The 24,723-nt window shown below is 61.3% G+C and carries 19 protein-coding genes; 13 read left to right on the top strand and 6 right to left on the bottom strand.

What is annotated here, in order from left to right:
- Window positions 1–91 precede the first annotated feature (91 nt).
- Genes rsmA through QMK55_RS10520 form a run of 4 tightly spaced genes read right to left on the bottom strand, consistent with a single transcriptional unit; the run spans window position 92 to window position 5,979 of the window.
- Window positions 92–901, bottom strand: a complete 810-nt coding sequence (rsmA, locus tag QMK55_RS10535) for a 16S rRNA (adenine(1518)-N(6)/adenine(1519)-N(6))-dimethyltransferase RsmA (RefSeq protein ID WP_102356230.1) — start codon at window positions 899–901, stop codon at window positions 92–94.
- Window positions 898–1,887, bottom strand: coding sequence for a 4-hydroxythreonine-4-phosphate dehydrogenase PdxA (gene pdxA, locus QMK55_RS10530; protein ID WP_320329133.1), 990 nt, complete (start codon window positions 1,885–1,887; stop codon window positions 898–900). The genes rsmA and pdxA overlap by 4 nt, the downstream gene beginning before the upstream one ends.
- Window positions 1,884–3,200 (bottom strand): peptidylprolyl isomerase SurA, encoded by a 1,317-nt coding sequence (gene surA, locus QMK55_RS10525; RefSeq protein ID WP_102356228.1) that lies wholly within the window; start codon window positions 3,198–3,200, stop codon window positions 1,884–1,886. The genes pdxA and surA overlap by 4 nt, the downstream gene beginning before the upstream one ends.
- Window positions 3,181–5,979 (bottom strand): LPS-assembly protein LptD, encoded by a 2,799-nt coding sequence (locus tag QMK55_RS10520; RefSeq protein ID WP_102356227.1) that lies wholly within the window; start codon window positions 5,977–5,979, stop codon window positions 3,181–3,183. Before QMK55_RS10520 ends, surA begins: the two co-directional genes overlap by 20 nt.
- Window positions 5,980–6,109: 130 nt before the next feature.
- Between QMK55_RS10520 and QMK55_RS10515 the strand changes: the two genes are divergently transcribed.
- The 3 genes from QMK55_RS10515 to QMK55_RS10505 are packed head-to-tail and all read left to right on the top strand — an operon-like array spanning window position 6,110 to window position 8,566.
- Window positions 6,110–7,129, top strand: a complete 1,020-nt coding sequence (locus tag QMK55_RS10515) for an aminoglycoside phosphotransferase family protein (protein WP_102356226.1) — start codon at window positions 6,110–6,112, stop codon at window positions 7,127–7,129.
- The gene (murU, locus tag QMK55_RS10510; RefSeq protein ID WP_102356225.1) at window positions 7,126–7,797 is read left to right on the top strand and encodes an N-acetylmuramate alpha-1-phosphate uridylyltransferase MurU; all 672 of its coding nucleotides are present in this window, start codon (window positions 7,126–7,128) and stop codon (window positions 7,795–7,797) included. Before QMK55_RS10515 ends, murU begins: the two co-directional genes overlap by 4 nt.
- A 1-nt stretch (window position 7,798) precedes the next feature.
- Window positions 7,799–8,566, top strand: a complete 768-nt coding sequence (locus QMK55_RS10505) for a TerB family tellurite resistance protein (protein WP_102356224.1) — start codon at window positions 7,799–7,801, stop codon at window positions 8,564–8,566.
- A gap of 129 nt (window positions 8,567–8,695) precedes the next feature.
- Here the strand turns inward: QMK55_RS10505 and QMK55_RS10500 are convergent, their stop codons facing one another.
- Window positions 8,696–9,685, bottom strand: a complete 990-nt coding sequence (locus tag QMK55_RS10500; RefSeq protein ID WP_102356223.1) for an alpha/beta hydrolase family protein — start codon at window positions 9,683–9,685, stop codon at window positions 8,696–8,698.
- A 74-nt stretch (window positions 9,686–9,759) separates the two neighbouring features.
- Here QMK55_RS10500 and QMK55_RS10495 point away from each other — a divergent pair, with 74 nt between their 5' ends.
- The 10 genes from QMK55_RS10495 (at window position 9,760) to trpE (ending at window position 22,245) form a co-directional block, all read left to right on the top strand.
- Window positions 9,760–12,156, top strand: a complete 2,397-nt coding sequence (locus QMK55_RS10495) for a PAS domain S-box protein (RefSeq protein WP_320329132.1) — start codon at window positions 9,760–9,762, stop codon at window positions 12,154–12,156.
- A gap of 84 nt (window positions 12,157–12,240) precedes the next feature.
- On the top strand, window positions 12,241–12,870 hold the full coding sequence (locus tag QMK55_RS10490; protein ID WP_003228820.1) for a response regulator transcription factor: 630 nt from the start codon (window positions 12,241–12,243) through the stop codon (window positions 12,868–12,870).
- 353 nt (window positions 12,871–13,223) lie between these two features.
- Window positions 13,224–14,348: an ABC transporter ATP-binding protein gene (locus tag QMK55_RS10485; protein ID WP_102356221.1), complete on the top strand. Its 1,125-nt coding sequence runs from the start codon at window positions 13,224–13,226 to the stop codon at window positions 14,346–14,348.
- Window positions 14,349–14,396: 48 nt separating this feature from the next.
- Window positions 14,397–15,440 carry an ABC transporter substrate-binding protein gene (locus QMK55_RS10480; RefSeq protein WP_025113554.1) on the top strand — a complete coding sequence of 348 codons (1,044 nt, stop codon included), beginning with the start codon at window positions 14,397–14,399 and terminating at the stop codon, window positions 15,438–15,440.
- A gap of 204 nt (window positions 15,441–15,644) precedes the next feature.
- Window positions 15,645–16,892, top strand: coding sequence for an ABC transporter permease (locus QMK55_RS10475; protein ID WP_025113555.1), 1,248 nt, complete (start codon window positions 15,645–15,647; stop codon window positions 16,890–16,892).
- A 12-nt stretch (window positions 16,893–16,904) separates the two neighbouring features.
- Window positions 16,905–17,729, top strand: a complete 825-nt coding sequence (locus QMK55_RS10470; protein ID WP_102356220.1) for an ABC transporter permease — start codon at window positions 16,905–16,907, stop codon at window positions 17,727–17,729.
- Between the two features lie 212 nt (window positions 17,730–17,941).
- Complete coding sequence (locus tag QMK55_RS10465; RefSeq protein ID WP_102356219.1) at window positions 17,942–19,090, top strand: iron-containing alcohol dehydrogenase; 1,149 nt, start codon at window positions 17,942–17,944, stop codon at window positions 19,088–19,090.
- A gap of 113 nt (window positions 19,091–19,203) precedes the next feature.
- Window positions 19,204–19,878, top strand: coding sequence for a ribulose-phosphate 3-epimerase (gene rpe, locus QMK55_RS10460; RefSeq protein WP_102356218.1), 675 nt, complete (start codon window positions 19,204–19,206; stop codon window positions 19,876–19,878).
- The gene (locus tag QMK55_RS10455; protein WP_102356217.1) at window positions 19,875–20,693 is read left to right on the top strand and encodes a phosphoglycolate phosphatase; all 819 of its coding nucleotides are present in this window, start codon (window positions 19,875–19,877) and stop codon (window positions 20,691–20,693) included. Before rpe ends, QMK55_RS10455 begins: the two co-directional genes overlap by 4 nt.
- Window positions 20,694–20,763: 70 nt before the next feature.
- A complete protein-coding gene (gene trpE, locus QMK55_RS10450) occupies window positions 20,764–22,245 on the top strand; it encodes an anthranilate synthase component I (RefSeq protein ID WP_320329131.1) in 1,482 nt (493 codons plus the stop codon).
- A gap of 177 nt (window positions 22,246–22,422) precedes the next feature.
- On the opposite strand, the gene estP is transcribed toward trpE, so the two are convergent.
- Window positions 22,423–24,333 carry an esterase EstP gene (gene estP / locus QMK55_RS10445; RefSeq protein WP_320329130.1) on the bottom strand — a complete coding sequence of 637 codons (1,911 nt, stop codon included), beginning with the start codon at window positions 24,331–24,333 and terminating at the stop codon, window positions 22,423–22,425.
- Window positions 24,334–24,723: the final 390 nt, after the last annotated feature.

Raw genomic sequence — 24,723 nt, 5'->3', positions numbered from 1 at the left:
GAACGCGAGGCGTAGCTGATGGGGAATCAGTCTAGGCAAGTATCGGGCAGTAAACCAGAGTGGCGTCCTGCCCGATAGCGTTCATCGCCTGTCAGTCGGCGGCGGGGGCTTGTTCGCTGAGCTTGTCGGCCAGGCGCACGAACGCGGCCAGGTCCAGTTGCTCGGGACGCAGGCTGCCATCGACACCGGCGGCTTCGATCTCGGCGGCGGTCATCAATTGCTTGAGGGTATTGCGCAGGGTCTTGCGGCGCTGGTTGAAGGCTTCGCGAACGACGCGTTCCAGCAGGCGATGATCCTTGGCCGGGTGCGGCAGTACTGCGTGCGGCACCAGACGGACGATAGCCGAGTCGACTTTCGGCGGCGGGTTGAACGCGCCCGGCCCCACGTTGAACAGGTGCTCTACGCGGCAGTGGTACTGAACCATGATCGACAGGCGACCCCAGTCACCGCCACCCGGGCCCGCCGCCAGACGCTCGACCACTTCCTTCTGCAACATGAAGTGCATGTCGCGAATGATGCCGGCGTTGTTCAGCAGGTGAAAAATCAATGGCGTGGAGATGTTGTACGGCAGGTTGCCGACCACGCGCAGGCTGTTCGGTGCGGCATTCAGCGTATTGAAGTCGAACTTCAGCGCGTCGCCCTGGTGCAGGTTGAAGTTGCTCTTGCCGGCGAACTGCTGGTTGAGGATCGGGATCAGGTCCTTGTCCAGTTCCACCACGTCGAGTTGCGCGCCGGAGTTGAGCAGGCCGGCGGTCAGTGCGCCCTGGCCGGGGCCGATTTCCAGCAGGCGGTCGTCAGGCTTGGCGCTGATGGAGCGCAGGATGCGGTCGATGACGCCGGCATCGTGCAGAAAGTTCTGGCCAAAGCGTTTGCGCGCCTTGTGTTGGTATTGCTCGGTCATAAACGGGTCTCGGCCATCTGGTAGGCGGTTTCCAGGGCGACCTGCAGGCTGCCGGTGTCGATCTTGCCGCTACCGGCCAGATCCAGGGCGGTGCCGTGATCGACCGAAGTGCGGATGATCGGCAGGCCGAGGGTCACGTTGACTGCGGCGCCGAAGCCTTTGTACTTCAGCACGGGCAGGCCCTGGTCGTGGTACATCGCCAGCACTGCGTCGCAGTGCTCCAGATATTTGGGGGTAAACAGAGTGTCGGCAGGCAGCGGGCCACGAAGGTCCATACCCTCGCCGCGCAGGCGCTCTAATGTCGGTTCAATGATGTCGATTTCTTCATGGCCCAGGTGTCCGCCTTCACCGGCGTGCGGATTGAGTCCGCAGACCAGAATGCGTGGTTGGGCGATGCCGAATTTGTTTTGCAGGTCGCTGTGCAGGATCCGCGTCACGCGTTCCAGCCGTTCTGGTGTGATTGCGTCGGCAATCTCGCGCAGGGGCAGGTGGGTGGTGACCAGTGCCACGCGCAAACCGCGGGTGGCGAGCATCATCACCACTTGGGCGGTGTGGGTCAGGTCAGCGAGAAATTCCGTGTGCCCGGAGAACGGGATGCCGGATTCGTTGATCACGCCCTTGTGTACGGGCGCAGTGATCATCCCGGCGAAATCGCCGTTCAGGCAGCCGTTGCCGGCGCGGGTCAGGGTTTCAAGGACGAACGCGGCGTTGGCCTTGTCCAGTTGCCCGGCGACCACGGGGGCGCTGAGCGGCGTATCCCAGACGTAAAGGCTGTTGGCAGGCGCCGGAGCATCCGGCCAGTGACCCGGCCCGACGTCCAGCAAGTTGACAGCCAGCCCCAGCTGCGCGGCCCGCTCAAGGAGCAGGTCGCGGCTGGTGATGGCAATCAGGGGATGTGGCTGGGCTTGCGAGGCGAGCAGCAGGCACAGGTCGGGACCGATGCCGGCTGGTTCGCCGGGTGTCAGCGCGAAACGCTTGGGTTTCACTGCGCTGCCTGGTCTGCGCCAGGGAGTTTGATTTCTACGTAGGCTTCTTCACGAATCTGACGCAGCCAGTTCTGCAGCTCTTCATCGTATTTCTTGTTACGTAGAACAGTCATTGCCTGTTGCTCGCGGGCTTTTTCGGTGCTGTCGGTAGCGCGACGACCAAGGACTTCCAGAACATGCCAGCCGTATTGGGTCTGGAATGGCTTGGACAGTTGACCTTGTGGGGTCTTGTTCATGACTTCACGGAATTCCGGTACCAGTGCGTTCGGATCGATCCAGGTCAGATCACCACCGTTGAGCGCCGAGCCCGGATCTTCGGAGTAGCTTTTCGCCAGAGTGGCAAAATCTTCGCCCGCCAGAATGCGCTCATACAGCGATTGAACCAGTGCCTTGGTCTTGGCTTCGTCACGAATCGGACTTGGCTTGACCAAAATGTGGCGTACATGGACTTCGTCGCTCATCTGGCTTTCGCCACCACGTTTTGCCAGCACTTTAAGGATGATAAAACCACCCGGGGTGCGTGCAGGTTGGGTGATGTCGCCAACGGCCATGCTGCTCAACTCGCGGTCGAACGGTGGTGGCAGTTGCGCGGCTTTACGCCAGCCCATGTCGCCGCCTTCCAGTGCGTTGTCGCTGCCGGACTTGGCTACGGCCATCTGGCCGAAGTCAGCGCCTTGCTTGAGCTGCTGGTAAACCTCCATCGCCTGGCGTGCGGCACTCTGAATCGCTTCAGAGCTGGCGCTTTCCGGGGTCGGGATCAGAATATTGGCCAGGTGCAGTTCTTCGGACAGCTGCATCTTGCCCAGGTCGGAAGCGAGGAAGTTCTTCACTTCCTGCTCGGAGACCTGAATGCGTTCTGCCACGCGACGCTGACGTACACGGCTGATGATCATTTCGCGTTTGATCTGGTCACGAGCGTCGTCATAGTTCAGACCGTCGTGAGCCAGAGCAGCGCGGAATTGATCCACGGTCATGTTGTTGCGCTGGGCAATAGTGCCGACAGCCTGGTTCAGCTCTTCATCGGTAATGCGGATGCCGGAACGCTCGCCGATCTGCAGTTGCAGGTTTTCGACGATCAGGCGTTCGAGCACCTGTTGATCCAGCACGCCCGGAGGCGGCATGCCGCCGCCACGCTTGGCAATGGTCTGCTGAACTTCGTGGACACGCTGGTCCAGCTGGCTCTGCATGACCACGTCGTTATCAACGATCGCGACCACTTTATCGATGGACTGTACTGCGGCGTTGGCCGCAGTACCCAGGAACAACGCGCCCAGCAGCAGCGGGCGCAGACAATCAGAAAGCTTGGTCTTCACGTTGACGATAACCTTGGATGCCTTTGTCGAGGAAGCTCTCTACCTTGGCGCCAGTCAGGCCGCCGAGTCCCTTCAGAACAATTTGGAGGAAGACGCCGTGGTCGCCTTTTTCGTTTTCCGGGGCGTTCTGACTGAACTCGTCATAGCTGACCCAGTAACGGTTGATCAGGCGCAGTTTCCAGCAGCAGTTGTCGTATTCGAAACCACCGAAGGCTTCCAGCGTACGGTTGCGGTTGTAGTCGTACTGCCAGCGGCTGATGGCGCTCCACTGCGGAACGATCGGCCAGATGACCGAGAAGTCGTGCTGCTCGATCTTGTAGTAGTCCTTCACATAGCCAGGCTGACCCGGGGTGCCGTAGTCACCGCCACCCACCGACCATTTACCGGTGTTCTGGTCGAAACGAACCTGGTCATTGCGATAGCGATAGCCGACGTTGACCACCTTGTTCGGGTTGTCTTCAGGCTGGTAGTGGAACATCGCGCTGCCGGAACGCGGGCTGCGGCTGTCCGGGTCCCAGTTGTAGTCGGCAGTGGTACGCCAGTCACGGTTCCAGCGGTATTCGTATTCCAGTGCGTACGGCGATACGTCGGCCTGGGCGTCTTTGCGATCCTTGAATGCGATGCCCGGCAGTTGTACTTCACGATCCTTGAAGTAGTAAGCCTGACCGACGCTGATGCGTTGACGCTCGAAACCGTCGTCCTCGATCCAGCGGCTGGTCACACCCAGCGACAGCTTGTTCTCGTCGCCGACACGGTCGGAGCCGGAGAAACGGTTGTCACGGAACAGCGACGCGTAGTTGAAGGTGTATTCACTGGTATCGAATACCGGAATGTCTTCCTGATCGACCTTGGGTACATACAGGTAGAACAGACGCGGTTCCAGGGTCTGGCGATAGTTCTTGCCGAAGTACGACGTGTTGCGGTCGAAGTACAGGCCGCTGTCGACGCTGGCGATCGGTACGCCACGGCTCTGGTTGCTGTCGAAGGTGCCGTTGAGTTTGTTCTGCTCAGCGTTTTGCGCAGCAATCTGCGACTTGCCGGTACCGTCCAGATCCAGTTGGTACTGGGTGTACTGGTACTTGAGCGATGGCTTGAGGAAGCCATAGGTCCAGTTCATCGGCAGGCTGACACCTGGTTTCAGGTTCAGGCGATCACCGTTGGCGCGCGCCAGACCCTGAATATTGGTATCGAGGCGCGGGGCAGTAGTGCCGTCTTCATTTACGAAGTTGCCATTCTGCAGATCACGATCGAAACGGACGATTTCGGTCTCGTAATCGAAGTTCAAACCTTCCGGGTGATATGGCAGTTGACCATTGAAGGTGATCTGCGGCAGTCGACCGTACGGCGTGATGTTCGAAACAGTAGCCAGTTGGTACTGCTGAGCGTTCAAGCGAGCGGTATAGCTGTCGCCACGGTAGGTCACCGAACCCTGCTGATTCACGTAGTCGGCGCTCTTCACACCGATCTGATCGGTGGTCAGGTCCTGGAAATAGTACGGATCGCTGATCTTGGTGTAGTCAACCTGAGTCATCACACGGGAGTCGAGACCACCCTTGTGCTGCCAGTTGTACATGTAGCGATTCTTTTCGTAGTCGGTCTGCTTGCTGCGATCGGTATCTTCGTCGTTCAGATACGCCGCACCGAACTGACCTTCGCTGGTCTTGGTCAGGTAGCGGAACTCGCCTTCGACCAGCATGCCGCGCTTGCTCATGTAACGCGGGTACAACGTGGCGTCGTAGTTTGGCGCCAGGTTGAAGTAGTACGGGGTGACCAGCGTGAAGCCGGTATCGCTGCCGGTGCCGATGGTCGGCGGCAGGAAGCCCGACTGGCGACGGTCGTCGATCGGGAAGTAGATGTACGGCGTGTACAGGATCGGAATGTCCTTGACCCGCAGCGTCACGTTGGTCGCGGTACCGAAGCCGGTGGCCGGGTTCAGGGTGATGTTGTTGCCCTTGAGCTGCCACGCGTTGCTGTTCGGTTCGCACGTGGTGTACGTGCCGTCCTTCAAGCGGATGATCGCGTTTTCGGCGCGCTTGGCGTACAGCGCATTACCGCGGATGCGCGATTTGTGCATCACGTATTCGGCGTTGTCGACCTTGGCTTCACCGGTGTCGAGCTGCACATCGGCGTGGTCGCCGACGATCAGCGCGCCGTTGTCGCGGATGCGTACGTCGCCGTTGAGTTCGGCGCGGCTCTCGGCCTGATACAGGCTGGCCTCGTCGGACTCGACCTGCATGCTGCCCTGACGCAGCACCACGTCGCCGGCCAGCGTACCCACCTGATCTTCGGTGTTGTAGCGCGAGGCCTTGGCGCCGATAAAGGTCGGTGCGTCACTTTTATTCGTCTTGTCATTCATGCCAGGACGAATCGGTTCGATATAGGAACCAGAGCAGTAAGGACCGGTCTCGGCCAATTGGGCGGCGGTGAGCTTCTCGCGCGGAACCCAGTCGAGGTGACTGTAGTCTTCGCTACGGGATTTCAGGCCGCGGCCCTTGGCTTCGGTGACCAGCACAGGCTTGGCGCCGGTGTCGGAAGTGGAACCGTTCTGGGCCGGGGCTTCGCCGGCGGCGCTGACAGCGCTGCCGTCATGCACCGGACGCGGCGGCAATGCAGCGGCCGGCGCCTTGGGCGCACACGCCCAGCCACCCGTTGCCGAGACGGCGCAGTCATACTGCTCGGCGGCAACAACGAATTGACTGGCCAGAGGTTGCATAGCCAGCAGACTGCCGGTTACCAACAACGGAAATTTTTTACGAAACGCGGGGGATTTCAATGCCATCTTATTAGTCCGGGCTTCCTGCGTGCCATCTGCCCGCGGTGTGGGCCGCACGCCTCTCGATGGTCTGAAAAAGATGCTGGATAATAAAGCATGACCCGCTTGACGGCTAGCGCCGTCGGAGACCCTTGCAATGCCTGACCAAGATGTACGCTTGCAACACCTGAAAGTTTGGCTCGATGAGCAGTTGGCAATCCTGTTTGCGGATCAGGGCTGGGGCACCGTGCCCCCGGCCACGTTGACCGCGGCCAGCAGTGACGCGAGTTTCCGGCGTTATTTCCGCTGGGAAGGAGAGGGCCGCAGCTTCGTCGTGATGGACGCGCCGCCCCCTCAGGAAAACTGCAAACCGTTCGTGGATATCGCCTTTTTGCTGGCGAAATCCGGAATTAACGTGCCGAAAATTTATGCCGAAGACCTCGAACGCGGATTTCTTTTGCTCAATGACCTGGGCAACAAGACCTATCTGGACGTGATCGACAGCGAAAATGCCGACGCGTTGTTCAGCGATGCCCTGCAGGCTCTGCTGGCTTTTCAGCAATTGCCGATGGTGGCACCGCTGCCGAGTTACGACGTCGCGCTGCTGCGTCGCGAGCTGGAACTGTTCCCCGAGTGGTACGTGAAACGTGAACTCGGCGTGGAGTTCGACGCGGCTCAGCAACAACAATGGCAGCAGATCAGTGATCTGTTGATCGACAGCGCCCTGGCCCAACCGAAAGTGCTGGTGCACCGCGACTACATGCCGCGCAACCTGATGCTCAGCGAGCCGAATCCCGGCGTGCTGGATTTCCAGGATGCGGTCTACGGCCCGGTGACCTACGACGTGACCTGCCTGTTCAAGGACGCCTTCCTCAGTTGGCCTGAAGAGCGCGTGCGCGGCTGGCTGCAACGTTACTGGGAGCAAGCCTCGGCGCTGAACATTCCAGTGCAGCCTGACTTCGAAGACTTCCTGCGTGCCAGCGACCTGATGGGCGTGCAGCGTCACCTGAAAGTCATCGGCATTTTTGCCCGCATCTGCCATCGCGATGGCAAGCCGCGTTATCTGGCCGACGTGCCGCGTTTCTTTGCCTATATAGAAGCGGTGATCGCGCGTCGTCCTGAACTGGCGGATCTGCAGGCGTTGTTCGCCAGTCTGCGTGGCGGAGTGACGGCATGAAGGCAATGATTCTGGCGGCAGGCAAGGGCGAGCGCATGCGCCCGCTGACCCTGACCACCCCTAAACCGCTGGTGCGTGCCGGCGGCGTGCCATTGATCGAATATCACCTGCGCGCGCTGGCGGCGGCCGGTTTCAGCGAAGTCGTGATCAACCATGCCTGGCTCGGTCAGCAGATCGAGGACTATCTGGGCGACGGCTCGAAGTACGGCGTGAGCATCCAGTACTCGCCGGAAGGCGAGCCGCTGGAAACCGGTGGCGGGATTTTCCGGGCCTTGCCGTTGCTCGGTGATGACGCGTTTTTGGTGGTCAACGGTGATATCTGGACCGACTATGACTTCAGCGTGCTGCATCAACCGATCAACGGTCTGGCCCACCTGGTGCTGGCGGACAACCCGGCGCATCACCCGAACGGCGATTTCACCTTGGCCAACGGTCAGGTGATCGATGGCCAGCCGGACGCGCCAACCCTGACCTACAGCGGCATCGCGGTCCTGCATCCGCAATTGTTCGATGGCTGCACGGACGGCGCGTTCAAGCTTGCGCCGCTGCTGCGCAACGCGATGGCAGAAGGACAGGTCACGGGCGAGCGCCTGAAGGGTCACTGGGTCGATGTCGGTACGCATGAGCGTCTGGCCGAAGCTGAAGCATTGATAAAAGCGAGTCGTTGATATGTTGTGGCCAGGGACTCTGATTGGAGCCGGAGCGGGTTTTGCCATTGCCAGCATTCCGGGGGCCATGCTTGGGGCGTTGTTGGGGCAAGCGCTGGATCGGCGCCTGCATTTGCAGAGCTGGGGACATCTGCGGGAAAAACTTGGTGGACGGCCGATGCTGCGCAACGACGAACTGCTGTTCGTCTTGCTCGGGCGTCTGGCCAAGAGCGATGGACGGGTGACGGACGGCCATATCCAGCAGGCGCGCAATGAAATGAACGCTCTGGAAATGAGCGAGCCGGCGCGGCGTCGGGCGATCGCCGCGTTCAATCGCGGCAAGTCCGGCGGTGACCGCTTGCGCGGTTATCTGCGGCGCCTGAGTGCCCAGCCCCATGCGGCCGAAGGCGTGTTGCGTGCCTGCTGGCGGATGGTCTGGGCCGACGGCCGCGCGGGCGTCAGTGAGCGTGAACTGTTGGCGCAGTGGGGCAAGTGGCTGGGTTGGACAACGCACCAGATACAGGCGCTGGCCAGTGATTACGAGCCGAACAAGCGCCCTATTGTCAGTGCGGCGGTGAGCTATCAGGAAGCGATGCGCCTGCTTGGTGTGTCGGCAACCAGCGAACCGGCGCAGATCAAGCGAGCGTACCGGCGCCTGCTCAGCCGTCATCATCCGGACAAGATTGCCGGCAGCGGTGCGACGCCGGAACAGGTGCGTGAGGCGACCGAGAAAACCCGCGAGCTGCACAACGCGTTTACCCTGATTCGGGCGCGGCGGGATTTTCGCTGATCGATAGAGATGAGTTGTTGATGAGGGCCTCTTCGCGAGCAAGCCCGCTTCCACCCTGATCGCATTCCAACTGGTGGAACTCGATCAGGGTGGAAGCGGGCTTGCTCGCGAATGGGGCGACTCGGTCTGTCAGTCAGTCTTCTGCGGATTCAACCAACCGCGAACCCGACGAAACAGTTGTTCCTGCTCGGCCTTGTTGTCCGGCAACGCCTTGAGCGCCACCTGGCTGAATGCCGAGGTCTTCAAGCGCTTGCTGGCCTGCATGCGCTCCAGTGCTGCGTTGCGGTCCAGCGACTTGTCCATGTAGAAAATGTCGGCCGTCGGCAGCTTCAATGTCGGCGTCAGCTCGGCCAGTTGCGGTTGGGCCTTGGCCGGTGCCTGGGCGTCGACCATGACGAATTTTTCCACCTGGGCTGTCTGCCGCTCGCTCAGAAACCGCGCCGCCCAATAAGCGCCAGTGCCGTGCCCCAGCACCACGATGTGCCGGGCACTTTGCTGTTCGGCGTAGCCAATCGCGGCGTCGATACGGGCGAAGATACGTTCGGCGTCAGCCTTGGCTTGCTCTTCGCTGGTTTCGGCAACCACTTGATCTGCAACGTCCGCTTCACCACCTGCGGCCTGCTCGATCGGTTGCGCGGTGGTGGAATCCTTGCTGCCGCTTTCAGGGACTTTCGGTGCTGCCGGGGCTGCAATCACTCGCGGTGCGATGGCATCGCTTTGCAGGTCGGGCAAGGTGATACTCAGGCTGCTCCACTCGACGTCGGGCAGTTTGCGTCGCAGCGGGCCGATGACTTGCGGCCAGTCAGCCGTTTCGCCAGCGCCGGGGACGATAATCACCGCACCTTTTGGCTCGGCGGTGTTGGCCGGTTTCCACAGCGCGAGGAAGGTGTCGGCGCCGGCCTGCAATTGTTGTTGCTCTTGCGCCGGGACTTTGCGTTCGAGTGCCGCGGCCTCTTCCTGACTACGCTCAAGCAGTGGCTGGCGTTCAGCCGGTTTTTCGGCGGCCGGTTGCTCGGCCGTGGAGGCGGGCGCCGGGTCGGCAGCTTCGACGGAAAACGCACAAGGCAGGATCAGCGACAGGCACAATGCTGGCATTGCCAGGCGGTAGACAGAGGGCATCGGTTATTCCAGGCCAGAAAAGTATCCCGGCAGCCTAATGGGTTGGTCAGAATTTGTCAGTGTACGAGACTTCAATGATGCGTTTTTGCTGCCTGTGGGTTATCGGCTGGTTGTGTTTTCCCTTGATGGGCTGGGCGGCGTCTGCGCCGGCAGCGCACGGCGCGTCGTTGACGTTCAGCGAGCAGCAGTGGCTGGCGCAGCACCGTGAGCTGCGCGTCGGTCTGGTCCTGCAGGCGCCGTACGCGCAATACGATCGGCGCCTGCAGCGACTGTCCGGGGCCAACGTCGAACTGATGAAGTCACTGGCCAAGACGTTGAACGTCGAGCTGAGCTGGCGCAACTTTCAGGATCTGGCGCAACTGGAAGAGGCTGCCCGCGACGGCGAAATCGACATCGCCCCGGGCCTGACCCAGACCCCGGGTGCACTGCGTCTGTGGTTGTTTTCCGATCCTTACATGCGTGTGCCGCAACTGGTGGTCAGCGACCAGAAGAGCAGCGGTGTGGTGGAGCTGGAGAAAGTCGACAGCCTGGCCCGCGTCGCCGTGCGCATGCCCAGCGCCACCGCCGATTATTTGCGCAGCAATTATCCTCACCTGAATCTGCAGGGTGTGCCGCTGGAGCGTCAGGCGCTGCAATTGCTGCTGAGTCAGCAGGCGTCCTACGCCGTGATAGATGAAGCGCAGCTCGGGCGGTTGTCCGCGGAACCTGAGTTCGCCGGGTTGGTGGTGGTCGGTGATATCGGGCTGCCGCAACTGTTGCGGGTCGCCACGCGGCGCGACTGGCCGGAGCTGGCCGCGATTGTCGAAAGCGCCTTGCGGGCGATCCCGGCCAAGGATCTGGAGCGCCTGCACACGCAATGGCTGCAACCCAAGTATCCGCGTCTGTCGGAGTCGCCGGGGTTCTGGCAGAACCTCAGCCTGCTGTTTGCCGTGTTGCTGCTCAGTTGCATCGCCATCGTCTGGTGGCAGCGGCGTCAGCAGCACAGCCTTGAACATCGATTACTGGCAGCGCGCGAAGACATCGCGCTGCGCGCAGCCAGCGAAGAGGCTCTGCGCCTGACGCAGTTTTCCATCGACCAAAGCACCGTCGGCATTCTCTGGGTCAATTGGGACAGCCATGTGCGCTACGCCAACCGCGCGGCGGAAAGCATGCTCGGTTATCCACAGGGCGCGCTCATCGAACGACCGCTGATCGATTTCGAACCCGGCCTGCACATGGACCGCTGGCTCAACCTGTGGAAACGCGCACGGGCCAGTGAAGAAGGGCCGCTGAGCTTTGAAACCAGTTGCGTGCGCGCCAATGGCAGCGTCCTGCCGGCGGACGTCTCGCTGAGTTTCCTGCGGTTTCGCGACAGCGAGTACCTGGTGGTTTATCTCACCGACGTCACCGAGCGCCGCCGCGCGCTGGCCGCCTTGCAGGAAAGTGAAGCGCGCCTGCAGGGCATCGCCGCCAACGTGCCGGGGCTGGTGTTCCGCCTCGAACGCGCGCCGGTGACCGGGCAGATCGATTTCGCCTACATCAGTGAGGGCAGCGAGAGCCTGGTCGGTTACGCACCGGCCGCCATCGCGCACCGTGACATGGGCCTGCGCAGTCTGGTGCACCCCGACGACAAGGCCAGTTATCACCAGACCCAGGATCAAGCGCTGGACACCGACAGCGACTGGTCGTGGCAGGGCCGTATCCTCACCCGTCAGGGTGAACAGCGCTGGGCCGAGATCAAGGCGATCACCCGGCAACTGGAGGACGGTGCCTATGTCTGGGACGGTATTGTCTGGGACATCAGCGAAAGCAAGCGCATCGAACTGGAACTGGCCGCGTCCCGCGAGCAACTGCGCGAGCTGTCGGCGCACCTTGAGAGCGTGCGTGAAGAAGAGAAGGCGCGCATTGCCCGGGAAGTGCACGATGAGCTGGGGCAAATGCTCACGGTGCTGAAACTGGAAACCTCGATGTGCGAGCTGGCCTATGCGCAACTCGACCCGGGGCTGAACGAGCGGTTGAACAGCATGAAACGCCTGATCGCCCAGTTGTTTCAGCTGGTGCGCGACGTGGCGACGGCGCTGCGTCCGCCGATTCTCGATGCCGGGATCGCCTCGGCGATTGAGTGGCAGGCACGGCGGTTTGAAGCGCGTACGCAGATTCCGTGTCTGGTGCAGGTGCCGGACAATCTGCCGGCGCTCAGCGATGCCAAGGCGATCGGGCTGTTCCGGATTTTGCAGGAGGCGCTGACCAATGTGATGCGCCATGCCCAGGCGCATACTGTGGAACTGACGCTGGTGCTGGAAGGCGATGAATTGTGTCTGACGGTCAGTGATGATGGCGTAGGTTTCGTCGCCGCCACCGATCGGCCGACTTCCTTTGGCCTGGTGGGCATGCGCGAGCGCGTGCTGATCATGGGCGGGCGCTTGCTGCTTGAGAGTGAGCCGGGGGAGGGCACGAGTCTGGTGGTGCGGGTGCCGGTGAGTGAGGTTTGACATGTTGTGGTGTCTGGACTGATGCCTTCGCGAGCAAGCTCGCTCCCACAGGGATCTGTGTATGTCTGAATTCTGGAGAAGAACGTGATCCGTGTACTGGTAGCCGAAGACCACACCATCGTCCGTGAAGGGATCAAGCAATTGATCGGCCTGGCCAAGGATCTGCAAGTGGTGGGCGAGGCGAGCAATGGCGAGCAGTTGCTGGAAACCCTGCGCAGTGTGCCGTGCGAGGTGGTGCTGCTGGACATCTCGATGCCTGGGGTCAACGGTCTGGAGGCGATCCCGCGGATCCGCGCGCTGAACAATCCGCCGGCGATTCTGGTGCTGTCGATGCACGATGAAGCGCAGATGGCTGCCCGCGCGCTGAAGGTGGGCGCAGCGGGTTACGCGACCAAGGACAGCGATCCTGCGTTGCTGCTGACCGCCATTCGTAAAGTCGCCGCCGGCGGGCGCTACATTGACCCGGAGCTGGCCGACCGGATGGTCTTTGAAGTCGGCCTGACCGACACCCGTCCATTGCATTCGCTGCTGTCCGAGCGCGAGTTCTCGGTGTTCGAGCGTCTGGCCCAGGGCGCCAACGTCAACGACATCGCCCAGCAACTGGCCCTGAGCAGCAAGACCATCAGCACCCACAAGGCGCGGCTGATGCAGAAGCTCAACATCACCTCGCTGGCCGAGTTGGTGAAGTACGCGATGGAACACAAACTTCTCTGAGCCACACCGCAATCAAAAGCTGTGGGAGGGGGCTTGCTCCCGAATGCGCTGTGTCAGTCGCTGAATAAGTTGGATGACCCGCCGCATTCGGGAGCAAGCCCCCTCCCACATAAGATCTCCACCGTGCTCAGGATGGAGGTCATATCCATTTACGACAGACGCTTTCGCCTGTTCTTGCGGCTTGCGGTTCCACACCTGTCGGCGGCTTACCCAATCGCGCCATCCTTGTAGGGCAATCCCTACCCCCAACCTTCCATCCGGCTGAGGCGATTCTCTCCTGCGCCCCGATTTGCGCGGCTGGCGCCAGCCACTAGGCTTAATCCACAGCAGTTACCAATAACAAAGGTGTGGGTATGAGCCAGGTCGAATCAAACGCAGGGGCCAGTGACGTGCTGGTCAGCTTTCGTGGAGTGCAGAAGAGCTACGACGGCGAGAACCTGATCGTCAAAGACCTCAACCTGGACATTCGCAAAGGCGAGTTCCTGACCCTGCTCGGGCCATCCGGCTCCGGCAAGACCACCAGCCTGATGATGCTCGCCGGGTTCGAAACGCCGACCGCCGGCGAAATCCTCCTGGCCGGTCGCGCAATCAACAACGTGCCGCCGCACAAGCGTGACATCGGCATGGTGTTCCAGAACTACGCGTTGTTCCCGCACATGACCGTCGCCGAAAACCTCGCCTTCCCGCTGACCGTGCGTGGCCTGAACAAAAGCGACGTCAGCGACAAGGTCAAGAAAGTCCTCAGCATGGTCCAGCTCGACGCCTTCGCCTCGCGTTATCCGGCGCAACTGTCCGGTGGTCAGCAACAGCGGGTGGCGCTGGCCCGGGCACTGGTGTTCGAACCGCAACTGGTTTTGATGGACGAACCCCTCGGCGCTCTCGACAAACAACTGCGTGAACACATGCAGATGGAGATCAAACACCTGCACCAGCGCCTCGGCGTGACCGTGGTCTATGTGACCCACGACCAGGGCGAAGCGCTGACCATGTCCGACCGAGTGGCCGTGTTCCACCAGGGCGAGATCCAGCAGATCGCCCCGCCGCGCACCCTTTACGAAGAACCGAAAAACACCTTCGTCGCCAACTTCATCGGTGAGAACAACCGCCTCAACGGTCGCCTGCTCAGCCAGAGCGGTGAGCGCTGCGTGGTCGAGCTGGGCCGTGGCGAGAAGGTCGAGGCGCTGGCGGTCAACGTCGGCCAGACCGGCGAACCGGTGACCCTGTCGATTCGTCCGGAGCGCGTCAGCCTCAATGGCTCGAGCGATCAATGCGTCAACCGCTTCTCAGGGAGGGTGGCGGAATTCATCTATCTGGGCGACCACGTCCGGGTGCGTCTGGAAGTCTGCGGCAAGACCGACTTCTTCGTGAAACAGCCGATTGCCGAGCTCGATCCAGCGCTCGCGGTCGGGGACGTGGTACCGCTTGGCTGGCAGGTCGAGCACGTTCGTGCACTTGACCCGCTGTTAGAGGCGAACTGATCGCCCCCGCAATACCAACACCAACCCTGCACGTGGAGAGAACAATAAATGTTGAGATCCCTGAAGTTCACCGCCCTGACCCTGGGCCTGATGGGTGCGGCCAGCGCAATGGCCGCTGGCCCGGATTTGACTGTGGTGTCGTTTGGCGGGGCGAACAAGGCGGCGCAAGTCAAAGCCTTCTATGCACCGTGGGAAGCGGCGGGCAATGGCAAGATCGTCGCCGGCGAATACAACGGTGAAATGGCCAAGGTCAAAGCCATGGTCGACACCAAGAGCGTGTCGTGGGACCTGGTGGAAGTCGAGTCGCCGGAACTGGCCCGTGGCTGCGATGAAGACATGTTCGAACCGCTGGACCCGGCGCTGTTCGGCAAGTCCGAAGATTACGTCAAGGGGGCGATCCAGCCGTGCGGCGTGGGCTTCTTCGTCTGGTCGACCGTGCTGGCCTACAACGCCGACAAGCTGAAAACCGCGCCGACCAGTTGGGCCGATTTCTGGGATACCAAGAAATTCCCGGGCAAACGTGGCCTGCGTAAAGGCGCCAAGTACACCCTGGAATTCGCTTTGATGGCCGATGGTGTGGCGCCGAAAGACGTCTACAAAGTGCTGGCCGGCAAGGATGGCCAGGACCGTGCGTTCAAGAAACTCGATGAACTCAAGCCAAGCATCCAGTGGTGGGAAGCCGGCGCGCAACCGCCGCAGTACCTCGCTTCCGGTGACGTGGTCATGAGCTCGGCCTACAACGGTCGTATCGCCGCGGTGCAGAAAGAATCCAACCTGAAAGTGGTGTGGAACGGCGGTATCTACGACTTCGACGCGTGGGCCATCCCGAAAGGTCTGGACAAGGCGCGCGCTGAAGCGGCGAAGAAATTCATCGCCTACTCGGTTCAGCCGCAGCAGCAGAAGACCTACTCGGAAAACATCGCCTACGGCCCTGCCAACACTCAAGCAGTACCGCTGCTGAGCAAGGACGTGCTGAAAGACATGCCGACCACCCCGGAAAACATCGCCAACCAGGTGCAGATCGACGTCAGCTTCTGGGCTGACAACGGCGAGCAACTGGAACAGCGCTTCAATTCCTGGGCGGCGAAATAACCCGAGCATACGGGCCGACGGCTTTCCGGATGAGCGTTCCCACGCTCTGCGTGGGAATGCCGCCCGGGACGCTCCGCGTCCCTGTGTGACGCAGAGCGTCACTGGATTCATTCCCACGCGGAGCGTGGGAACGATCATGTGTAGCAATCAATAACAGAGGTGGTTCGCCACCTCTGTAACGATCAAAGATTTGCGGAGTACGTCATGGCCATCGCCGTTCCCCTGAACGAGGGCGCCAGCCCCACCTTGAAGCAGAAGCTCAAGCGCGCCGAGCGGGTCAACCGCTGGAAGGCCCAGGCGTTGATTGCGCCGCTGGTGCTGTTTCTGTTGTTGGTGTTCCTGGTGCCAATCGTGGCGCTGCTCTACAAAAGCGTCGGTAACCCGGAAGTGGTCGGCGGCATGCCACGCACCGTGGCGGCCATCGCCAGTTGGGACGGTCGCGGCCTGCCCGCTGAACCGGTGTACAAAGCGGCGGGCGAAGACCTTGCCGAAGCCCGCAAAAACCAGACGCTGGGCGACTTGTCCAAGCGCTTGAACATGGAGTTGGCCGGCTATCGCAGCCTGCTGACCAAAACTGCCCGGGCGCTGCCGTTCACCAGCGAACCGGCCTCTTATAAAGAAGCACTCGAAGGCCTCGATGAGCGCTGGGGCGATCCGGCCTATTGGCAGGCGGTCAAACGCAACACCAGCAGCATCACCCCGTATTACCTGCTGGCAGCGGTCGATCACCGCATCGACGACCTCGGCGAACTGGCCCCGGCCACTCCGGATCAGGCGATCTACCTCGACATCTTTGCGCGCACTTTCTGGATGGGCCTGATCATCACCGTGATCTGCCTGTTCCTCGCGTATCCACTGGCGTACCTGCTGGCGAACCTGCCGTCGCGCCAGAGCAACCTGCTGATGATTCTGGTGCTGCTGCCGTTCTGGACCTCGATTCTGGTACGGGTCGCAGCGTGGATCGTACTGCTGCAATCGGGCGGGCTGATCAACAGCGCGCTGATGGCGATGGGCATCATCGACAAGCCGCTGGAGTTGGTGTTCAACCGCACCGGGGTGTACATCTCGATGGTGCACATCCTGCTGCCGTTCATGATTCTGCCGATCTACAGTGTGATGAAAGGCATCTCGCCGACCTACATGCGCGCCGCCATCTCGCTGGGCTGCCACCCCTTCGCCAGTTTCTGGCGGGTGTACTTCCCGCAGACCTATGCCGGCGTCGGCGCCGGTTGCCTGTTGGTGTTCATCCTCGCCATCGGCTACTACATCACCCCGGCGCTGCTCGGCAGCCCGAACGATCAAATGGTCAGCTACTTCGTCGCGTTCTACACCAACACCAGCATCAACTGGGGCATGGCCACTGCGCTCGGCGGCTTGCTGCTGCTGGCGACCGTGGTGCTGTATCTGATCTACAGCTGGCTGGTGGGCGCCAGTCGCCTGCGCCTGAGCTAAGGGGAATTTGAAATGCTGAGTCCTTACATGTCGCCCATCGAACGGGTGTGGTTCTACAGCTTGCGGATTCTCTGCGGCCTGATCCTGCTGTTCCTGATTCTGCCGGTGCTGGTGATCGTGCCGCTGTCGTTCAACTCGGGCAGTTTCCTGGTGTATCCGCTGCAGGGCTTTTCCCTGCACTGGTATCAGGACTTCTTCGCCTCGGCCGAATGGATGCGCTCGCTGAAGAACAGCATCATCGTCGCCCCCGCCGCGACGGTGCTGGCGATGGTCTTCGGCACATTGGCCGCGATCGGCCTGACCCGTGGCGACTTCCCCGGCAAATCGCTGGTGATGGCGCTGGTGATTTCGCCGATGGTGGTGCCGGTGGTGATCATTGGCGTGGCGAGTTATCTGTTCTTCGCGCCGCTGGGGCTGGGCAACAGTTTCTTCTCGTTGATCGTGGTCCACGCGGTTTTGGGGGTGCCGTTCGTGATCATCACTGTGTCGGCGACGTTGCAGGGGTTTAATCACAATCTGGTGCGGGCGGCGGCGAGTCTTGGTGCATCGCCATTGACCGCGTTCCGTCGTGTGACTTTGCCGCTGATTGCACCGGGGGTGATTTCCGGGGCGCTGTTCGCCTTTGCGACTTCGTTTGATGAGGTGGTAGTGACGTTGTTCCTTGCAGGTCCCGAGCAAGCGACGTTGCCACGGCAGATGTTCAGCGGGATTCGCGAGAACCTCAGCCCGACCATCGCGGCGGCGGCAACGCTGCTGATCGCCTTTTCGGTGATTCTGCTGCTGACCCTGGAATGGCTACGCGGGCGTAGCGAAAAACTGCGTACCGCCCAGGTCTAGCGTATTCCCCTGTAGGAGTGAGCCTGCTCGCGATTGCGGACTTTCAGTCGACATCATTGGTGGATGTCAGTCCGTCATCGCGAGCAGGCTCACTCCTACAATGATTTTTGGTGTGTTCAGAGGTTGGGTCATTCATGCAGTGAATGGCAGACAACCCCAAACCCTCAGCTACGCTTGTGCTCAGCTCCCACACTTATAAGAGGCTGCGCACGATGAGTCTGTCCCAGTTCAAAATCGCTCACAAACTGATCACCGGCGCCGGGGCCATCGAGCAACTGGCGGCGGAGCTCACGCGTCTGGATATCGACAACCCGCTGATCGTCACCGACGCCGCGCTGGTCAAATCCGGCACCGTGGAGCTGGCGCTGTGCCAATTGGGCGGGCGCGAGTACGAGATTTTCGACCGCGTGCTGCCGGACCCGGCAATTGCCATCGTCGAAGACTGCATGCGTGTTTACCGAGAAGGCGGGCATGACGGCTTGATCGGCCTCGGTGGCGGCAGTGCCATCGACATCGCCAAAAGTGTCGCCGCCTACGCCGGTTATCACGGCGCGCTGGAGGACCTGTTCGGCGTCGATCAGGTGCCGCGCAAAGGCCCGCCGCTGATCGCCATCCCGACCACCGCTGGCACCGGTTCGGAAGTGACCAATGTGGCGATCCTCTCGGACAAAGTTGCCCAGTTGAAGAAAGGCATCGTCAGCGATTTTCTATTACCCGACGTCGCGTTGGTCAGTCCGCAGATGACCCTGACCTGCCCGCGCAGCGTCACTGCCGCCAGTGGCGTCGATGCGCTGGTGCATGCCATCGAATCCTATCTGTCGGTGAATGCCTCGCCGATCACCGATTCCCTCGCCATCGGCGCCATCAAACTGATCGCCAAAGCGCTGCCCAAGGCGTACGCCAACGGCGGCAACCTGCAAGCCCGCGAAGACATGGCCACCGCCAGCCTGATGGCCGGCATGGCGTTCGGCAACGCGGGTGTCGGCGCGGTGCATGCGCTGGCGTATCCGCTGGGCGGGCGTTTCAACATCGCCCATGGCGTGAGTAACGCGTTGCTGCTGCCGTATGTCATGACCTGGAACAAGATGGCCTGCGTCGAGCGCATGCAGGATATTGCTGAAGCCATGGGGGTCAAGACCGCTCACCTGAGTGCCACGGAGGCGGCGGACAAAGCCGTGCAGGCGATGAGCGAACTGTGTGCGGCGGTGGAGATTCCGGCCGGGCTGCGCAGTTTCGGTGTACCCGAGGAGGCAATCCCGGCCATGGCCGTGGAAGCCGCGGGGATCGAGCGTCTGATGCGCAATAACCCGCGCAAACTCAGCGCTGCCGATATCGAGAAGATCTACCGCGCGGCTTACTGAGGCGTGCTCGGTCAGCGCTCATGGCACAACCCAATCATCGCGGTCACGGTGCGCGCGCCCAAGCATGAGGCTACAATGCGCGCCATCGTGATTTAGCTCAGAAAAGGTGCGTCATGCAGCCCTTCGTAATTGCTCCGTCGATTCTCTCCGCCGACTTCGCCCGCCTCGGCGAAGAAGTGGACAATGTTCTGGCCGCCGGTGCGGACTTCGTTCACTTCGATGTCATGGACAACCACTATGTGCCAAACCTGACCATCGGTCCGATGGTCTGCGCGGCGCTGCGCAAGTACGGCGTCACCGCGCCGATCGACGCACACCTGATGGTCAGCCCCGTGGATCGCATCGTCGGAGACTTCATTGAGGCCGGCGCGACTTACATCACCTTCCACCCGGAAGCCACGTTGCACGTCGATCGCTCGCTGCAACTGATCCGTGAAGGCGGCTGCAAATCTGGCCTGGTGTTCAACCCGGCGACCCCGCTGGACGTGCTCAAGTACGTGATCGACAAGGTCGACATGGTCTTGCTGATGAGCGTAAACCCAGGCTTCGGCGGGCAGAAGTTCATTCCTGGCACCCTCGACAAACTGCGCGAAGCGCGGGCAATCATCGATGCTTCGGGTCGCGACATCCGTCTGGAAATCGACGGCGGCGTCAACGTCAACAACATCCGCGAAATCGCGGCCGCTGGTGCTGACACCTTCGTCGCCGGCTCGGCGATCTTCAATGCGCCGAACTATCAGGAAGTCATCGACAAGATGCGTTCCGAACTGGCGCTGGCGCTCCCATGAGTGGTTTTGAGCAGCTGTTCCCGGGGCAACTGCCACGGTTGGTGATGTTCGATCTGGATGGCACGCTGATCGACTCGGTTCCCGACCTGGCGGCGGCGGTGGACACCATGCTGCTCTCCCTCGGCCGCAAGCCTGCCGGCATCGAGTCGGTGCGCGAGTGGGTCGGCAACGGCGCACCGGTGCTGGTGCGCCGGGCGTTGGCCGGCGGCATCGATCATTCTGCTGTGGATGACGTTGAAGCCGAGCACGCACTGGAAGTGTTCATGGAAGCCTACGGCGCGAGCCATGAGCTGACTGTGGTCTATCCCGGTGTGCGTGACACCCTCAAGTGGTTGCACAAGCAGGGCGTGGCGATGGCGCTGATCACCAACAAGCCGGAGCGCTTTGTCGCGCCGCTGCTGGATCAGATGAAGATCGGCCGCTACTTCAAGTGGATCATCGGCGGCGACACCCTGCCGCAGAAGAAACCTGATCCGGCCGCGCTGTTCTTCGTGATGAAAATGGCCAACATCCCGGCCTCGCAATCGCTGTTCGTCGGCGATTCGCGCAGCGACGTGCTGGCGGCGAAAGCAGCAGGGGTCAAATGCGTGGCGCTGAGTTACGGCTACAACCACGGCCGGCCGATTGCCGAGGAATCTCCGGCGCTGGTGATCGACGATCTGCGCAAGCTAATTCCCGGTTGCCTCGGTACAGCCGCTGAGATAACGTTGGCCGACGCTTCTCAATCCCATTCTGGAAACGCCATCGTGGTGGTCACCCGCAAACTCTGGATGAAAGTCATCAAGGCCCTGGCCCGCTGGCGTTGGCGCGCCTGACTGATTCCTGGCCGGCTCGCCGGCGCGTTTGCATACCTGACTGTTAGCACCTCACACCACGAGGCACCTCATGATCCGCGAAGAATTCCTGCGCTTGGCCGCTGACGGCTACAACCGCATTCCGTTGGCCTGCGAAACCTTGGCCGACTTCGACACGCCGCTGTCGATCTACCTGAAACTGGCCGACCAGCCCAACTCCTATCTGCTCGAATCGGTGCAGGGCGGCGAGAAATGGGGCCGTTACTCGATCATCGGCCTGCCATGCCGCACCGTGCTGCGGGTTCACGACCACCACGTGAGCATCACCGTCGACGGCGTCGAGACCGAAAGCCATGACGTCGAAGACCCGCTGGCCTTCGTCGAAACCTTCAAGACCCGTTACAACGTGCCGACCATCGCCGGTCTGCCGCGTTTCAACGGTGGTCTGGTCGGTTACTTCGGTTATGACTGCGTGCGCTATGTCGAGAAGCGTCTGGGCAAATGCCCGAACCCGGATCCGCTGGGCGTGCCGGACATTCTGCTGATGGTGTCCGATGCGGTGGTGGTGTTCGACAACCTCGCCGGCAAGATGCACGCGATCGTGCTGGCCGACCCGGCGCAAGCGGATGCTTACGAGCAAGGCCAGGCGCAATTGCAGGAACTGCTGGAGAAACTGCGCCAGCCGATCACCCCGCGCCGTGGTCTGGACTTCAGCAAACAGCAGTCGGCTGATCCGCTGTTCCGTTCCAGTTTCACCCAGAGCGATTACGAAAAAGCCGTCGACACCATCAAGGAATACATCCTCGCGGGTGACTGCATGCAGGTCGTGCCGTCGCAGCGCATGTCGATCGACTTCAAGGCAGCGCCGATCGATCTGTACCGCGCACTGCGTTGCTTCAACCCGACGCCGTACATGTACTTCTTCAACTTCGGCGACTTCCACGTCGTTGGCAGTTCGCCGGAAGTGCTGGTGCGGGTCGAAGACAACCTGATCACTGTGCGCCCGATTGCCGGCACGCGTCCGCGTGGCGCCACCGAAGAAGCAGATCTGGCGCTGGAAGAAGACCTGCTGTCGGACGATAAAGAGATTGCCGAGCACTTGATGTTGATCGACCTCGGTCGTAACGACACCGGGCGGGTTTCGGAAATCGGCTCGGTGAAACTCACCGAGAAGATGGTCATCGAGCGCTATTCCAACGTGATGCACATCGTGTCCAACGTCACCGGTCAGTTGAAGGCCGGGTTGACGGCAATGGACGCACTGCGGGCGATTCTGCCGGCGGGCACCTTGTCTGGCGCGCCGAAGATTCGTGCGATGGAAATCATCGACGAACTGGAGCCGGTCAAGCGTGGCGTGTACGGCGGCGCAGTCGGTTACTTCGCCTGGAATGGCAACATGGACACCGCGATTGCGATTCGCACCGCCGTGATCAAGAACGGTGAACTGCACGTGCAGGCCGGTGGCGGCATCGTTGCCGACTCGGTGCCAGCGTTGGAATGGGAAGAAACCCTGAACAAGCGCCGCGCGATGTTCCGCGCCGTGGCCCTGGCCGAGCAGACCCCGGAAAGCTGAGCCCACACCATCCGCCTCTGTGGGAGCGGGGCTTGCTCGCGAATGCGGACTGACATTCAATATTGATGTCGACTGATACACCGCTTTCGCGAGCAAGCCCGCTCCCACACTGGCCTTGTGTTTAGCCATAAAAAAACGCGGCGCCTGTAAGGGCGCCGCGTTTTTTATGCCTGTCAATCAGAAGTCGAGGCTGACCCCGACGTTAACCCCCTGCTGGGTAAAGTCATCATCCTTGCGCACGTTGTAGCTGGCGCGCAGGGCCAGGTCCTGCGTGAGTTTGTGGCTCACGCCCAGGTTCAGGCGATTGAGGTTGGTTTGCGGCTCGTAGCCTTCGAGGGTGAAACGGTTGCCCGGCAGGCTGTTGAGGTTGATGGTCAGGTCCTGCCGATCGTCGTTGTACTCACGCTCGTGAGCGAACTCGCCGAACACTTCGGTCTGCGCGGTGATCTGGTACTTGCCCTGGATACCCAGGCCCAGACGTCGCGAGTTGCGTGACTGGTCATCGAAGGTCAGTGCTGTGGAGTCCGCGCCTTTTTCCGAGTAACCATCCACTTCGGTCTTGCCAAAATCGGCGCTGACGAACGGCGACAGGTGCCATGGACTGCTGGCCTGCTGTGCGATGTCGTAGCCGATGCGCCCGCTGATCGCCAGCACATAGCCGTCGGTATCGCCTTTCTCCCCGCGCTCGTTTACCCCGAGCTGAAACTTACGCTTGAGGCTGTCGTAGTCGAGTTTGCCGGCGGTCATCGCCAGATCGCCCCACCAGCGGTTTTGCTGATACTGGGCGAACGCAGTGCCCATGTAAGAGTTGAGTTTGTATTCCGAGTCGGCGTCGCCGGCTTCGAGTTTCTGGTTATAGAAACCTGCGGCCAAACCGACACGCCAGGCTTCGTTGACGCGATAGCTGCCGCCGATGTTCAGGTTATAGCCGTTGCCGTCGGCACTGGCTGCGCTGTGTTGACCGTCGAAATCCTGATGTTGGCCGCCCCCGGCGACAATCGCCCGCCATTGGCCGATGCCTTGCCAGTTTTCCCAGTCGGCGAGCCATTGGTTGCGCAGTTCATCCTGATGCGCGCGTAACGAACCCTGGGCCATTTCCGGCAGCAGGGTCAGTTCCCACGGTGCCGCCAGCAGCGAATAGGCGTAGTCGGCAATCAAGCGCTGGCCGGCTTCGGTCGGGTGCACCGCATCGTTGTAGATCAGCTTGGTCGGATCGGGAGTGGCGCTGTTGATGCCGTATTTGGCGTTCTCCGTGCAACTGTCGCCGCTGAAGCAGGTGGCCGTGAGGTTCTGGTCTGCCGCGAGGCCGAATTGCGCCGGGTTGGCGAAGGCCTCTTTGAGCAACACCGGAATGTTCAGCGGAATGATTTCGGCGCTGATGCCTTGCAACTGACTGACCAGCTCAGTGTTGAACTGGGCGCTGAGCTGCGAGGTGAAGCCCTGCAGCGGCGAGCCGTTGATCGCCGGGGTCAGCCCGATGTCCGGCAGCAGCCAGACCATGATGTATTTGGCGCCGGCACCTTGCAGCGTACGGACGCTGTCGGCCAGGCGATCTGCCGCCGCGCTGGCCTGATCGAGGCTGAGCACGCGGCCCTGGAGGAAGTCGTTACCGCCACCGGACAGGTAATACAGCGCATTCGGATCGGCGCGCAAGCCATTCGAGGGCAGGTAACCGCTGCGGGTGCGCTCACCGGTGGCCGATTGCGTGGTGATCGAGTCGAGAATCTGGTCAGTGCGGTAGCCACCCACCGCCCAGTTGTTGCCATCCGCCAGACCCTCACCGGCACGCACGGCCGAGGACGAGGACGCCGTCTGATCCGGGCTGAAACCCAGTTTGCCGCCGATAATCTGCGTGGCGTTGAGGTCGCGGTTTTCGCCAGTGCCATCCTTGTACAGCGGGCCGGTGCGGTTGGTGTAGCGCTGCGTGGCGCCGGCCGGGCCGCCAGTGTCCTTGAAGGTCCCGGCATCATTCAGGCTGTCGCCGAAGACGATGAAATTGGAATAGGGCGCGGGTGCTGCGTAGGCCTGGGCGCATGCAATGGCGAGCAGGCATCCGGCAAGCGGTACAAACAACGTCTGTTTGATCATGAGCAAGTCCGTTTATTTATTGTTGTAGGTGAACGAAACGACAGTACCAAAAACTTCCGGCCTTTTGCCATCGGTCGTGAACCCTCCTAAAGTTTGACCCCCTGCCGACCCCGCCATATTGCACGCTCTGCCCAGCTAAGTTACTGTGCTGGAACGTATGAACGAGACCTTCCCCGTGTTGATCACCAGCAAACTTCTGGATCAAGTCATCAAGGCACACGCCCGCTGGCGTTGGCGCGCCTGAATCCTTTCTGCCGGCCCCGCCGGATCTGTATCGCTTTGCCTTCCTTGCCCGTTTGATATCCCGCTGTGCCGACGCGCATCCCCGCGTCCGACATCGTGCAGCGCCCTGCGGGCAAGTCATCTGAAGGCTGTCTTCAAGTCAGAATT

Origin of the sequence: Pseudomonas sp. P8_229 (genome assembly GCF_034008635.1) — a bacterium.
GTDB lineage: Bacteria > Pseudomonadota > Gammaproteobacteria > Pseudomonadales > Pseudomonadaceae > Aquipseudomonas.
The sequence above is the reverse complement of the archived record's forward strand: the minus strand, read 5'-3'. Positions and strand labels throughout refer to the sequence as shown.

Bases quoted from the DNA above. Each gene is read 5' to 3' on its own strand.
- rpe (WP_102356218.1), top strand. From the start codon at position 19,204: ATGCAGCCCTTCGTAATTGCTCCGTCGATTCTCTCCGCCGACTTCGCC.
- estP (WP_320329130.1), bottom strand. From the start codon at position 24,333: ATGATCAAACAGACGTTGTTTGTACCGCTTGCCGGATGCCTGCTCGCC.
- QMK55_RS10480 (WP_025113554.1), top strand. From the start codon at position 14,397: ATGTTGAGATCCCTGAAGTTCACCGCCCTGACCCTGGGCCTGATGGGT.
- murU (WP_102356225.1), top strand. From the start codon at position 7,126: ATGAAGGCAATGATTCTGGCGGCAGGCAAGGGCGAGCGCATGCGCCCG.
- QMK55_RS10515 (WP_102356226.1), top strand. From the start codon at position 6,110: ATGCCTGACCAAGATGTACGCTTGCAACACCTGAAAGTTTGGCTCGAT.
- QMK55_RS10455 (WP_102356217.1), top strand. From the start codon at position 19,875: ATGAGTGGTTTTGAGCAGCTGTTCCCGGGGCAACTGCCACGGTTGGTG.
- QMK55_RS10500 (WP_102356223.1), bottom strand. From the start codon at position 9,685: ATGCCCTCTGTCTACCGCCTGGCAATGCCAGCATTGTGCCTGTCGCTG.
- QMK55_RS10470 (WP_102356220.1), top strand. From the start codon at position 16,905: ATGCTGAGTCCTTACATGTCGCCCATCGAACGGGTGTGGTTCTACAGC.
- QMK55_RS10465 (WP_102356219.1), top strand. From the start codon at position 17,942: ATGAGTCTGTCCCAGTTCAAAATCGCTCACAAACTGATCACCGGCGCC.
- trpE (WP_320329131.1), top strand. From the start codon at position 20,764: ATGATCCGCGAAGAATTCCTGCGCTTGGCCGCTGACGGCTACAACCGC.
- rsmA (WP_102356230.1), bottom strand. From the start codon at position 901: ATGACCGAGCAATACCAACACAAGGCGCGCAAACGCTTTGGCCAGAAC.
- QMK55_RS10505 (WP_102356224.1), top strand. From the start codon at position 7,799: ATGTTGTGGCCAGGGACTCTGATTGGAGCCGGAGCGGGTTTTGCCATT.
- QMK55_RS10520 (WP_102356227.1), bottom strand. From the start codon at position 5,979: ATGGCATTGAAATCCCCCGCGTTTCGTAAAAAATTTCCGTTGTTGGTA.
- QMK55_RS10485 (WP_102356221.1), top strand. From the start codon at position 13,224: ATGAGCCAGGTCGAATCAAACGCAGGGGCCAGTGACGTGCTGGTCAGC.
- QMK55_RS10495 (WP_320329132.1), top strand. From the start codon at position 9,760: ATGATGCGTTTTTGCTGCCTGTGGGTTATCGGCTGGTTGTGTTTTCCC.
- QMK55_RS10475 (WP_025113555.1), top strand. From the start codon at position 15,645: ATGGCCATCGCCGTTCCCCTGAACGAGGGCGCCAGCCCCACCTTGAAG.